The sequence below is a fragment of the Streptomyces sp. NPDC002886 genome, from assembly GCF_042888445.1.
Taxonomy (GTDB): Bacteria; Actinomycetota; Actinomycetes; order Streptomycetales; family Streptomycetaceae; genus Streptomyces.
The window spans coordinates 137,562-149,434 of the sequence record NZ_JBIAPV010000002.1; the positions used below are offsets into that span (position 1 = coordinate 137,562).

Genomic DNA, 11,873 nt, shown 5'->3' on the forward strand with positions numbered 1-11,873 from the left:
CCCCTGGGCGTCGTCTGCCACGAAAGCCTCCGTCTGCCACGAAGGCTTCGGACGACAGGCTCACGACCAGCACATGCTCATGTCAATGGGGCATACCGGAAAGGGGCCCGCACGAGTGATCGCGCGAGCCCCTTTCGGAGGTGTTTTCTCCGCTCAGCCGGCCATGTTGTCGGCCAGTTCCTCGCTGTCGCTGAGGTCGAGGTTCGATTCGGTGCCCGGGATCCCGAGGTCCTGGGCCCGCTTGTCGGCCATCGCCAGCAGACGGCGGATCCGGCCCGCGACCGCGTCCTTGGTCAGCGGCGGGTCGGCGAGCGCGCCCAGCTCCTCCAGGGAGGCCTGCTTGTGCTCCATGCGCAGCCGGCCGGCGGCCGCGAGGTGCTCGGGGACCTCCTCGGCGAGGATCTCCAGGGCCCGCTGGACCCGCGCTCCGGCGGCCACCGCGGCCCGCGCCGAGCGGCGCAGGTTGGCGTCGTCGAAGTTGGCCAGGCGGTTGGCGGTGGCGCGCACCTCGCGCCGCATCCGCCGCTCCTCCCAGGCCAGCACGGAGTCGTGGGCGCCGAGCCGGGTCAGCAGGGCGCCGATGGCGTCCCCGTCCCGTACGACGACCCGGTCCACGCCGCGGACCTCACGGGCCTTCGCGGCGATGGAGAGCCGGCGGGCGGCGCCGACCAGGGCCAGCGCGGCCTCCGGGCCGGGGCAGGTGACCTCCAGGGAGGAGGAGCGTCCCGGCTCGGTCAGCGAGCCGTGGGCCAGGAAGGCCCCGCGCCAGGCCGCCTCGGCGTCGCAGGTGGCCCCGGAGACCACCTGCGGGGGGAGACCCCGGATCGGACGGCCGCGGCCGTCCACGAGGCCGGTCTGGCGGGCCAGCTGGTCGCCGCCGGCGACCACGCGGACCACGTACCGGTTGCCCCGGCGCAGGCCACCGGGAGCCATGATCACGAGATCCGAGGAGTGCCCGAAGATCTCCAGAATGTCCTTGCGCAGGCGGCGGGCCGCGATCCCCGCGTCCAGTTCCGCCTCGATGACGATCCGGCCGCTCACCAGGTGCAACCCGCCCGCGAACCGAAGGATCGCCGAGACCTCCGCCTTCCTGCAGCAGGTGCGGGTGACAGGCAGGCGGGCGATCTCATCCTTCACCGCGGGCGTCATCGCCATGGGCCGATCCTTCCATGCATCCGAAAAATACGGTCGTACGCGGCGGCCAGCAGCTCCGGATCATGCTTCGGAGAGCCGTCCAGCCGGGCAACCGGCGCCAGCTCGACCGCGGCACCGAACCGTTTTGCGGCATCGGCGAGGGACTCGCGATCGGGCACGGCGGCCAGATCGGCCAGCACCACGTCCAGGGCGAGTTTAGGGGCGTGTCGGGCCAAAACCTCCAAATGACGCTGCGGAGAGAAGCCCTCTGTTTCACCGGGTTGTGGTGCGAGGTTCAGCGAGAGCACCCGGCGGGCCTTCGTCTCGACCAGCGCGTCGAGCAGTTCGGGCACCAGCAGGTGCGGGATCACCGAGGAGAACCAGGACCCCGGACCGAGCACGACCCAGTCCGCGTCGAGCACCGCCGCGACCGCCTCCGGCACCGCCGGCGGGTCGCTCGGCACCACCTGAACGGAGAGCACCTCGCCGGGGGTCAGGGCCACGGTGGCCTGCCCCCGTACGGTGTCCACGTCCTCGGGGCGGGCCGGATCGTGGCCCTTGACCAGGGCCTGGAGCTCCAGCGGGACCGCCGACATGGGCAGTACCCGGCCCTGGGCGCCGAGCAGCTTGCCGACGAGGTCCAGGGCCTGGACGGGGTCGCCGAGCTGTTCCCACAGGGCGACGATCAGCAGATTGCCGACCGCGTGCTCGTGCAGGTCGCCCTGGGACTGGAAGCGGTGCTGGATGACCCGTGCCCAGGTCTGCCCCCAGTCGTCGTCACCGCACAGCGCGGCCAGCGCCTTGCGCAGGTCCCCGGGCGGCAGGACGCCCAGCTCCTCGCGCAGCCTGCCGCTGGAGCCGCCGTCGTCGGCGACGGTGACGACGGCGGTCAGCTCCCCCGTGATCCGGCGCAGGGCGGTCAGCGAGGCCGAGAGGCCCATGCCGCCGCCCAGCGCCACGACCTTGGGCGCCGCCACCTCGGAGGCCGCCTCGCCCCGGCGCAGGCCCGTACGGCCCGCGCCGTCCTCCCCCTTGCCGGTGGTGAGGCGGCGCAGGCGGCGGAGCCGCATGGTACGTCCGGTCACTCGCGCCCCATGTCCCTGTGGACGACGACGGTCTCGACTCCTTCGGAGGCGAGGCGGGCGGCGAGCTTCTCCGACATCGCGACGCTGCGGTGCTTGCCACCGGTGCAGCCGACCGCGATGGTCACGTACCGCTTGCCCTCGCGGCGGTAGCCGGTGGCGATGAGCTGGAGCAGCTCGGTGTACCGGTCGAGGAACTCCTTGGCGCCGGGCTGGCTGAAGACGTAGCCCGACACCTCCTCGTTCAGGCCGGTGAAGGGACGCAGCTCCGGGACCCAGTGCGGGTTCGGGATGAAGCGGCAGTCGACGACGAGGTCGGCGTCGACGGGGAGCCCGTACTTGTAGCCGAAGGACATGACGGTGGCCCGGAGCTCGGGCTCCTCGTCGCCGGCGAACTGGGCGTCCATCTTGGCGCGCAGCTCGTGCACGTTCAGGCTGGAGGTGTCGATGACGAGGTCGGCGTCGCCGCGCAGCTCGCGCAGCAGGTCGCGCTCGGCGGCGATGCCGTCGACGATGCGGCCGTCGCCCTGGAGCGGGTGCGGGCGGCGGACCGACTCGAAGCGGCGCACGAGGGCGTCGTCCGAGGACTCCAGGAAGACGATCCGCCGGGTGACCCCGCGGGTCTCCAGGTCGGCGAGGGATTCGCGCAGCGCGTCGAAGAACTGTCGGCCGCGGACGTCGACGACGACGGCGATGCGCGCCACGTTGCCCTGCGAGCGGGCGCCGAGTTCCACCATGGTGGTGATCAGCGCGGGCGGGAGGTTGTCGACGACGAACCAGCCGAGGTCCTCCAGGCACTTGGCCGCCGTACTGCGGCCGGCCCCGGACATACCGGAGATGATCACCAGCTCGGGGATGGCCGCCTCGGCGGTATCTCCGGGCTCCACTGTCGTGCCCGTACTCACCTGTGCTCCGTCTCGGTCGTACTCGGATGCGATGTCTGCGGTGCCACTTCCGGAATCCTGCTCGGATCCTCGGTCGTGGCGGGTCTCGTGCTCGGTCATTGCTCGGTCCCCCGATCGGATGCTGCTCCCGCGGACGCGGGGGTCTCATCCTCAATGATCTCCCCGGTCGCCGTATTGACGGCGGGACCGGCGGGAACCGCCTGGGCGAGGGCCACGGCCACGGTCTCGGCCGTCTTGCGGCCTATGCCCGGGACCTCGCAGATCTGGTCGATTGTCGCCTGTCTCAGCTTTTTCACCGAACCGAAGTGCTTGATCAGGGCCAGTCTGCGGCTCTCGCCGAGCCCGGGGACCTCGTCGAGGGGGCCGGCCTTCAGGCGCTTGCCCCGCTTGTTGCGCTGGTACTGGATGGCGAACCGGTGGGCTTCGTCACGGACCCGCTGGAGCAGGTACAGGCCCTCGCTGCTGCGGGGCAGCACCACCGGATCGTCCTCCCCGGGCAGCCAGACCTCCTCCAGGCGCTTGGCGAGGCCGCACACGGCGACGTCGTCGATCCCCAGCTCCTCCAGGGCGCGCTTGGCGGCGGCCACCTGGGGCTGACCGCCGTCGACCACGACGAGCTGCGGCGGGTACGCGAAGCGCTTGGGGCGCCCGTCGTCCTCGGGCGTGTCCTGGTCGACTTCCCCGCCGGCGGCGGCCCCGGGGGACTCGGGCGCATCGGGGGACTCGGGGGACCACTCCCCCGTCTTCAGCTTCTCCTGGAGGTAGCGGCGGAAGCGCCGGGAGACGACCTCGTGCATGGAGCGGACGTCGTCCTGGCCCTCGAAGGACTTGATCTGGAAGCGCCGGTACTCGCCCTTGCGCGCGAGCCCGTCCTCGAAGACGACCATCGAGGCCACGACGTCGTCGCCCTGGAGGTGGGAGATGTCGAAGCACTCGATGCGCAGCGGCGCGCCGTCCAGGTCCAGGGCCTCGGCGATCTCCTCCAGGGCCCGGGAGCGGGTGGTGAGGTCGGCGGCGCGCTTGGTCTTGTGCAGGGCGAGGGACTGCTGGGCGTTGCGGTGGACGGTCTCCATCAGCGCCTTCTTGTCCCCGCGCTGCGGGATGCGCAGGCTGACCTGCGAACCGCGCCGCTCGGCGAGCCACTGGCTCAGGGCCGGGGTGTCCTCGGGGAGCGCCGGGACCAGCACCTCCTTGGGGACGGACTCGCCCTTCTCCTCCCCGTACAGCTGCTGGAGGGCGTGCTCGACGAGCCCGGCGGTGTCCACGGCCTCGACCTTGTCGGTGACCCAGCCGCGCTGGCCGCGGACCCGGCCGCCGCGGACGTGGAAGATCTGCACGGCGGCTTCGAGCTCGTCCTCGGCGACCGCGAACAGGTCGGCGTCGGTGGCGTCGGCGAGCACGACCGCGTTCTTCTCCATGGCCCGGCGCAGGGCCCCTATGTCGTCGCGCAGCCGGGCGGCCTTCTCGTACTCCATCTCCTCGGCGGCCTCGTGCATCTGCTGTTCGAGGCGGGTGAGGTAGGTGCCGGTGCGGCCGGCCATGAAGTCGCAGAAGTCCTCGGCGAGTTCGCGGTGCTCCTCGGGTGTGACCCGGCCGACGCAGGGCGCGGCGCACTTGCCGATGTACCCGAGCAGGCAGGGGCGGCCGATCTGGGCGGACCGCTTGAACACACCGGCCGAGCAGGTGCGGACGGGGAAGACCCGGAGCATCAGGTCGACGGTCTCGCGGATGGCCCAGGCGTGCCCGTACGGGCCGAAGTAGCGCACGCCCTTCTTCTTGGGTCCGCGCATGACCTGGACCCGCGGGTAGTCCTCGTTCATGGTGACGGCGAGGGAGGGGTAGCTCTTGTCGTCCCGGTACTTGACGTTGAACCGGGGGTCGAACTCCTTGATCCAGGAGTATTCGAGCTGGAGCGCCTCGACCTCGGTGGAGACCACGGTCCACTCGACGGAGGCGGCCGTGGTCACCATGGTGGCGGTGCGCGGGTGCAGCCCGGCGAGGTCCTGGAAGTAGCTGGCCAGCCGCTGGCGCAGGCTCTTGGCCTTCCCGACGTAGATCACCCGGCGGTGCTCGTCGCGGAATTTGTAGACCCCCGGGGAGTCGGGGACCTGTCCCGGCTGGGGGCGGTAGCTGGAAGGGTCGGCCATGCCAACCACCCTACTGTCGCCCGCCGACAAGCGGGCCTCAGCCCCGCGGGGTCCCGGTCGCGGGGCAGGGTCCGGCCGCCCGGCAGGCGGCCGGACGGCCGGACCCTCCGGGTGGCTACGCCCGCACCACCCGCTGCCGCCGGGCGCGCCGCGCGGCCACCGCGCCGGCCGCGCCCAGCGCCAGAGCCAGGGCTCCGGCGGTCATCGGGAGCCCGGCGGAGGCGGGCCCCGGGGTGGCGGAGGCCGCCGTGGCTTCCGTGGCTTCCGTGGGGGCGAAGCCACCGGCCTTGCCGGACTTGCCGTAGGCGGATCCCGGCAGCTTGTCCCCGTAGGCCTTCACGACCCGCGTGCGGTAGGCGGCCAGGCTCGTGCCCTGCGCGCCGACGGCGGTGGCCGCGTCCTCGTCCAGGGGCAGCACCCGGTCGCCGCCGGCCACGTACCAGGCGTCGATCTGCGGTTCGCGGAACACGGTCCCGCCGGGGAGTTTCGCCGCGCCGAGCCGCGCGTAGCGGAACTCGTCGTCGCCGGTGGCGATGTTCACCACCTGCCATCCCGCTTCGGTCTTCGCGGTCCACAGGGCGGCCTGCTGTCCGTCCGAGGAGACGGCCTTGCTGGCGAGGAACTCCAGCCGGGCCACGCTCGCGCCCGCCTTCCCGGCGACGAACTCCGGGGAGAGGTAGTGCACGGGAACGCTCTCGCCCTCGATGCGGGGCCGCGCGGCGGCGAGCGAGACCTTGCCCTCGCGGGCGAAGAAGCGGGACAGGGTGGCGAGGGTGTCGGGGGCCGCCGCCGTCCGCCCGGCGGCGGCCAGGTTCTCGGCGGTGGCGGCCTGGGGTTGCGGTACGGGCGCCGCGGACGCCTGGGCGGGGGCCAGAGCCAGTACGGCGGTCGCGGCGACGGCCGCGGCGGCGAGACGGCCCTTCACGAGGCGGGGGGCCAGGAGATCACGGGGATTCATGGGTCACGCCCCGATCCGGTAGAGCGAGTGGGTCCAGGAGAAGGTGCTGTTGTCCACGTACCAGGCGTGCGAGGCCCAGTTGTAGCGGTCGCTGGAGGGCCACGGGTCTCCCCAGTACACCCAGCTGTTCGCGGTGTCGTAGCCGTAGATCACGTGCATGTGGCCGCCGCCGTTGGACCACTGGATGCGGGTCTCGACCGGGCGGTTGGCATTGATCTCGGTCTGGACGGTCGAGTACTGGAGCCAGCCGGTCACGTAGGAGCCGGAGTTGATGCCGGCCCAGCGCAGGGCGGTCTGGACGTTGGCCAGGTTGGCCTGGTTGTTGGGGCAGTCGTAGCCCTGCTGGCGGTTGAACGCCGCGTTGCAGAACTGGTTCTGGCTGTAGGTGCGGCCGAACCAGGTGGCGATGGTGTTGCCCGAGGCGGCCCAGCACCAGTTGGTCTTCTGCTGGGCCTGCATGGTGATGTTCAGCCGCTTGGACGCCAGGGCGGAGCTTTCGGCGGGTGCGGTGACGGCGGTGGCGGTGGTGCCCGTACCGGCGGCGACATCGGTGGCGGTGGCGGCGGCGGTGGGCAGGGCGAGGAGCAGGGCGGTGACGAAGGCGGCGAGGGAAAGCCGCCGGTTGCGGTGGCGCATCGCGTTCCTCCCGTTGTGGGGAGCGGGGATGGAGGAGCGCGTCCGGACGCTGTGGAGGAGCATCGGGGTGTTGTCGGGAACAGGTCAACACGCTTCAATACGGCGTGACATCACGGTGTGAACGGTGGGGCCAGAGTGTGAACGTCCGCCGTCACCCCACCTGGCCCCACCGGGGCCGCGGGCGTCACCCGCCGGAACGCCCGCACCCCGTCGCGTGAACGTTCACAGAAGGAGCCGCCATGCGGTCGAGCGCGAACGGCACCTTCCCGGACAGCGCCCCCGCGGACACCGCAGCTTCGGACGGCGCCCGCGCGGACGCCGCCCTGGAGCTGCCGCGCCTGCTGCGCGACGGCCCCTTCCACCTGGCGCTCCGCGCCGCCCTCGCCGCCCGCGGCCTGCCCCTGCACCGGGTGCAGCACCGGCTCGCCGCCCGCGGCGTCAAGCTCGGGGTGACGAGCCTCAGTTACTGGCAGCACGGCGCCCGGCGGCCGGGCCGCCCCGAGTCGCTGAAGGCCGTACGGGCCCTGGAGCAGATCCTGGAACTGCCCGAGGGGGCCCTGCTGCGGCTGCTGGCCGCGCCGGATCCCGCCGCGCCCGGGACGGCCCGGCCGCCCGCGCGTTCGTACCGGGCGCTGTTCAGCGTGGGCGCGACCGTGGAGGGGCTGCTGGCCGGCATGGAACTGCCCGCGGACGGCGGCCTGCACACCGTCGGCCATCACGAGCGGGTGTGGATCGGGCCCGCCGGGGAACTCCTCGGCCGCGAATCGCAGCACGTCGTACGGGCCCACCGCGACGGGGTCGACCGGTACGTCGCGGTGCACCACGGCGACCCGGGCTGCGATCCCGGGCGGATCCGGGTGCGGGCCGACGAGAACTGCCGGACCGGGCGGATCCGCCGCCACCCCGAAGCCGAGCTGGTCGTCGCCGAGCTGCTCTTCGACACCCGGCTGCGCGCCGGGGACACCTACGTCTTCGGCTACGGCTTCGAGGACGGCACCGCCGGCCGCAGCAGCGAGTACGTGCGCGGCTTCAGCTACACGGGCGGGCAGTACGTGCTCCAGGTCCGCTTCGACGAGGCCGCGCTGCCGGTGCGCTGCCGCCGCTTCACGCGCAGCGGGGCGGACGCGCCGCGCGGGCGGCTCGTGGACCTGAACCCGAGCGGACCGTACCGGGCCGTGCACCTGGTGGAGCAGGGGGTGCGGCGCGGGATCCTGGGGATCGGGTGGGACTGGGAGTGAGCGCCGGCGCGGCGCTCCGGCCCGTCAGCCCGTCAGCCCGTCAGCCCGTCAGCCCGTCAGCCCGTGAGCCCGTCAGCCCGTCAGCCCGTCAGCCCGTCAGCCCGTGAGCCCGTCAGCCCGTCAGCCCGTCAGCCCGCGACGAGGTTGCCGCCCTCGACCTTCACCGGGACCTCCGGCAGCGGCTCGGTGGCCGGGCCGCGCAGCACCTGGCCCGTGGTCACGTCGAAGCGGCTGCCGTGGCAGGGGCAGTTGCCCTCGCCCTCGACGATCTTGTCCAGGACGCAGCCGGAGTGGGTGCACTGGGCGCTGAAGGCCTTGTACTGGCCCGCCTCCGCGCAGCTGACCACGAGCTTCTTCTCCCGGAACAGCTTCGCGCCGCCGACCGGGACCTCGGCCGCCGCACCCAGCTCGACGGGCTGGGCGGGGACCGCCGGGGAACCGGAGCCGCTGTTGGTCTCGGTCGAGCAGGCGGTGAGCGCAGCGCCGCCGCCGACGGCCCCGACGATCGCGGCGGCGCCCTTGAGGACGGTACGGCGGGCGGCGGACTGCGAGGCGGACATGCGGTGCTCCCGGAATGAGGCGGCGTGCGGATACGGCGGGGCCGGAATCGGCACGGCCGGGCCCGGCGGGCCCACCCGACGATACCCGCGCCCGATGGGGTAGCTTCCCCCGCGTGATCGTCGTCGGTGGAGAAGCCCTGATCGACCTGGTGCCCGTCGAAGGACCGCCGGGCGCCCTGCTGCCGCGGCCGGGCGGCGGACCGTACAACACCGCGCTCGCCCTGGGCCGGCTCGGCGCACCGGTCGCCTTCTGCTCCCGGATCTCGACGGACGGCTTCGGCGCCTCGCTGCTCGACGGGCTGCGCGCGGCCGGGGTGGACCTCTCGCTGGTCCAGCGCGGACCGGAGCCGACCACGCTGGCGGTGCCCTCGCTGGCACCGGACGGCTCGGCGGCGTACGGGTTCTACGTCGAGGGCACGGCCGACCGGCTGTTCCGGCTGCCGCCCGCGCTCCCCGAGGGCGTACGGGCCCTCGCGCTCGGCACCTGTTCGCTGGTGCTGGAGCCCGGGGCGAGCGCCTACGAGACCCTGCTGCGCCGGGAATCCGGGCGCGGGCTGCTGACCCTGCTCGACCCCAACATCCGCCCGGCGCTGATCGCCGACCCGGCGGCCTACCGGGCCCGCTTCCTGTCCTGGCTGCCGCACGTCGGCGTGCTGAAGCTGTCGGAGGAGGACGCGGCGTGGCTGGGCGGCCGGGCCGGCGACTGGCTGGCGGCGGGCCCGTCGGCGGTGGTGCTCACCCGGGGCGCGGGCGGCCTGACGGTGTGGACGCGGGAGGGGGCGGAGCACTCGGTGCCGGCCCGCCGGGTCGCGGTGGTGGACACCATCGGCGCGGGCGACACCGTGAACGCGGCCCTGCTCCACCGGCTCGCGGGCGAAGCGGGCGGCGCGGGCGGCGCGGGGCTCCCGGACCCGGTGGACTGGCCCGGGGTGCTGTCCTACGCCGCCGCGGCGGCCGCGCTGACCTGCACCCGGGCCGGCGCGGAGCCTCCGTACGCCGCCGAACTCAGCGCAGGGCGGCCCACACCGTAGCGGCGACGGCGGGGGCGAACTCCTCGACGGGGCCGACCGTGTCGGGTCCGGAGAAGTGCAGGAAGAAGGCCCGCTGGAAGCAGGCGCCGAGCAGCAGCGCGGCCGCGGCCGCCGGGTCGGCGTCGGGGCGGAGCCTGCCTCGTTCGAGCTCGCGGAACAGATGGCCGGTGAGGGCCTCCAGCACCACGTGCGGACCCGCGCCGAGGCTCCGTACGCCCTCCCTGTGGCGGGCGAGCAGGACGGGATCGGCGAAGAGCGAGCCGGCCATGGGCATGGCCTCGGCGTAGAAGAGCGAGGCGTACCGGGCGATCTCGGTGAGCCGCTCCTCGACCGGCTGCTCCCCCGGGTCGCTGGTCAGCGCCGCCATCATGGCGCCGGCGTTGGGGCGTCGCTCCATCAGCACGCGGACGAACAGTTCTTCCTTGTTCGCGAAGTACTTGTAGAGCGCGGCCTCCGAGCAGCCCGCCTCCCGGGCGATGGCCTTCGTGGTGGCGTTGGCCAGCCCCGTGGTGCGCATCAGCGTTTCGGCGGCATCGAGCAGGCGCTCCGGGGTGGACCGGCTTGACTTTGGGGTGAGCATTCACTCACCATAACGGCAGCGGGGGGTGAGTGAATACTCACCCACCCCCTCTCCGTCATGCGCCACACCTCATGCGTCACGCGAAATGCGGGAGTCGGAATGAAACTCACGGTGTTCGGAGCCACGGGCGGGATCGGCCACGAAGTGGTCCGGCAGGCACTCGAAGCGGGTCACGAGGTGACGGCGGTCGTCCGCGACCCGGCCCGGCTGGACGTACCGGCGCACGACCGGCTGCGGGTGGCGGTGGTACGGGACCTCTCCGACGAGGACGAGCTCGTGCGGGTGCTAGAGGGCCGGGAGGCCGTGGTCTCCGCCCTCGGCCCGGTCAGCAACAAGCAGGCCAGGCTCACCCCGATCGCCGGCCCGGCCCTGCGGTCGATCGTCTCCGCGATGGACCGGGCCGGGGTGAGCCGCCTGTCGGCGGTCAGCGCGGCGCCGCTGGGCCCCGAATCCCCGGAGGACGGCGCGCTCACCCGGGTGCTGGTCTACCCGCTGCTGCGCAGGGCGCTGCGGGACGTGTACGCGGACCTCACGGTCATGGAGGCGGTGCTCGCCGCCAGCCGTACGCAGTGGACGGTGATCCGGCCGCCGCGGCTGCTGGACCGGCCGTACACGGGGACCTACCGGCGGGCGGTCGACGCCAATGTGCCGGGCGGCAAGGTGATCGCCCGAGCGGACGTCGCGGACGCCCTCCTGACCACCCTGTCCGACCCCTCGACGTCGGGCCACGCCATCGGCGTCGCCGCATGACGGCCCCGTGCGGCGCTCGTGCCGCTCCGGCCGGGTTCCACCCCTAACGGCGGTTCCCGTCGTGCGGGGTGCGCCCCCGGCCGGGAGGGTGACGGCATGGGCCACTGGTGGTACCGCAATGTCCTGGAGCCCGGGAAGCTGCCGCTGCTCCTCGCGCTGTCGGCGTTCGTGCTCGCCTTCGCCGTGACCCGGGTCATCACCCGGATGATCCGCGCGGGCAAGGGGCCGTTCCGCAACGTCACTCCGGGCGGGCTGCACGTCCACCACGCCGTTCCCGGAGTGATCCTGATGACCGTCGGCGGTTTCACGGGCATCGCCTCGGCCGGCCGGTCGGGGTGGGGGGCCGCGGTGGCGGCGGTGCTGTTCGGGATGGGGACGGGGCTGGTCCTGGACGAGTTCGCGCTGATCCTGCACCTGAGCGACGTCTACTGGACCAAGCAGGGCACGATCAGCATCGAGGTCGTGATCATGACCGCGGCCCTCGCGTCGCTGCTGCTCTGCGGGTTCCTTCCGCTGGGGGTGGACGGGCTGACGCCCGACGAGGAGCGCAACCGGCTGACGGCGGTCGCCACGGTGGTGGCGAACCTGCTGTTCGCGGTCGTGGCCCTGTTCAAGGGGAAACCCCGGATGGCCGTTCTCGGCGCGGTCGTACCGCTCATCGCGATGGTCGCCGCGGTACGGCTGGCACGCCCGACGTCCCCGTGGGCCCGGCGCCTCTACCGCGGCCGGGCCAAAGCCCGGGCCCGGGCTTTGCGAAGGGCCTACCACCACGACCGGCGCTGGAACGGACTGCGGCGCCGGGTGGACTACCTCATCGGCGGCGCCCCCAGCCAGTAGGAGCCCGGAAGGCGG

The 11,873-nt window shown here is 73.2% G+C and carries 12 protein-coding genes; 4 read left to right on the forward strand and 8 right to left on the reverse strand.

Annotated features, from left to right (window positions below; translation table 11 throughout):
* Positions 1 to 153 precede the first annotated feature (153 nt).
* The 6 genes from whiA to ACFYYB_RS06790 form a co-directional block, all read right to left on the reverse strand.
* Positions 154 to 1,155 (reverse strand): DNA-binding protein WhiA, encoded by a 1,002-nt coding sequence (gene whiA, locus ACFYYB_RS06765; RefSeq protein ID WP_112449750.1) that lies wholly within the window; start codon positions 1,153 to 1,155, stop codon positions 154 to 156.
* Positions 1,146 to 2,219, reverse strand: coding sequence for a uridine diphosphate-N-acetylglucosamine-binding protein YvcK (gene yvcK / locus ACFYYB_RS06770; protein WP_389433593.1), 1,074 nt, complete (start codon positions 2,217 to 2,219; stop codon positions 1,146 to 1,148). Before yvcK ends, whiA begins: the two co-directional genes overlap by 10 nt.
* Positions 2,216 to 3,220, reverse strand: coding sequence for an RNase adapter RapZ (gene rapZ, locus ACFYYB_RS06775; protein WP_389433594.1), 1,005 nt, complete (start codon positions 3,218 to 3,220; stop codon positions 2,216 to 2,218). The genes yvcK and rapZ overlap by 4 nt, the downstream gene beginning before the upstream one ends.
* Positions 3,217 to 5,268 carry an excinuclease ABC subunit UvrC gene (gene uvrC / locus ACFYYB_RS06780; protein ID WP_389433595.1) on the reverse strand — a complete coding sequence of 684 codons (2,052 nt, stop codon included), beginning with the start codon at positions 5,266 to 5,268 and terminating at the stop codon, positions 3,217 to 3,219. The genes rapZ and uvrC overlap by 4 nt, the downstream gene beginning before the upstream one ends.
* A 115-nt stretch (positions 5,269 to 5,383) precedes the next feature.
* Complete coding sequence (locus tag ACFYYB_RS06785) at positions 5,384 to 6,226, reverse strand: hypothetical protein (protein ID WP_389433596.1); 843 nt, start codon at positions 6,224 to 6,226, stop codon at positions 5,384 to 5,386.
* A gap of 3 nt (positions 6,227 to 6,229) precedes the next feature.
* Complete coding sequence (locus tag ACFYYB_RS06790; RefSeq protein ID WP_389433597.1) at positions 6,230 to 6,862, reverse strand: papain-like cysteine protease family protein; 633 nt, start codon at positions 6,860 to 6,862, stop codon at positions 6,230 to 6,232.
* Between the two features lie 239 nt (positions 6,863 to 7,101).
* On the opposite strand from ACFYYB_RS06790, the gene ACFYYB_RS06795 reads away from it, so the two are divergent.
* Positions 7,102 to 8,100 carry a hypothetical protein gene (locus ACFYYB_RS06795; RefSeq protein ID WP_389433599.1) on the forward strand — a complete coding sequence of 333 codons (999 nt, stop codon included), beginning with the start codon at positions 7,102 to 7,104 and terminating at the stop codon, positions 8,098 to 8,100.
* Between the two features lie 128 nt (positions 8,101 to 8,228).
* Here ACFYYB_RS06795 and ACFYYB_RS06800 read toward each other — a convergent pair whose 3' ends face one another.
* Positions 8,229 to 8,660, reverse strand: coding sequence for a Rieske 2Fe-2S domain-containing protein (locus ACFYYB_RS06800; RefSeq protein ID WP_389433600.1), 432 nt, complete (start codon positions 8,658 to 8,660; stop codon positions 8,229 to 8,231).
* Between the two features lie 113 nt (positions 8,661 to 8,773).
* Between ACFYYB_RS06800 and ACFYYB_RS06805 the strand changes: the two genes are divergently transcribed.
* Positions 8,774 to 9,691, forward strand: coding sequence for a carbohydrate kinase (locus ACFYYB_RS06805; protein WP_389433601.1), 918 nt, complete (start codon positions 8,774 to 8,776; stop codon positions 9,689 to 9,691).
* On the opposite strand, the gene ACFYYB_RS06810 is transcribed toward ACFYYB_RS06805, so the two are convergent.
* A complete protein-coding gene (locus ACFYYB_RS06810; RefSeq protein WP_389433602.1) occupies positions 9,666 to 10,271 on the reverse strand; it encodes a TetR/AcrR family transcriptional regulator in 606 nt (201 codons plus the stop codon). The two genes, ACFYYB_RS06805 and ACFYYB_RS06810, sit on opposite strands and share 26 nt — an antisense overlap.
* A gap of 99 nt (positions 10,272 to 10,370) precedes the next feature.
* On the opposite strand from ACFYYB_RS06810, the gene ACFYYB_RS06815 reads away from it, so the two are divergent.
* On the forward strand, positions 10,371 to 11,021 hold the full coding sequence (locus ACFYYB_RS06815) for an NAD(P)-dependent oxidoreductase (RefSeq protein WP_389433604.1): 651 nt from the start codon (positions 10,371 to 10,373) through the stop codon (positions 11,019 to 11,021).
* 96 nt (positions 11,022 to 11,117) lie between these two features.
* A complete protein-coding gene (locus tag ACFYYB_RS06820) occupies positions 11,118 to 11,858 on the forward strand; it encodes a hypothetical protein (protein WP_389433606.1) in 741 nt (246 codons plus the stop codon).
* Positions 11,859 to 11,873 lie beyond the last annotated feature (15 nt).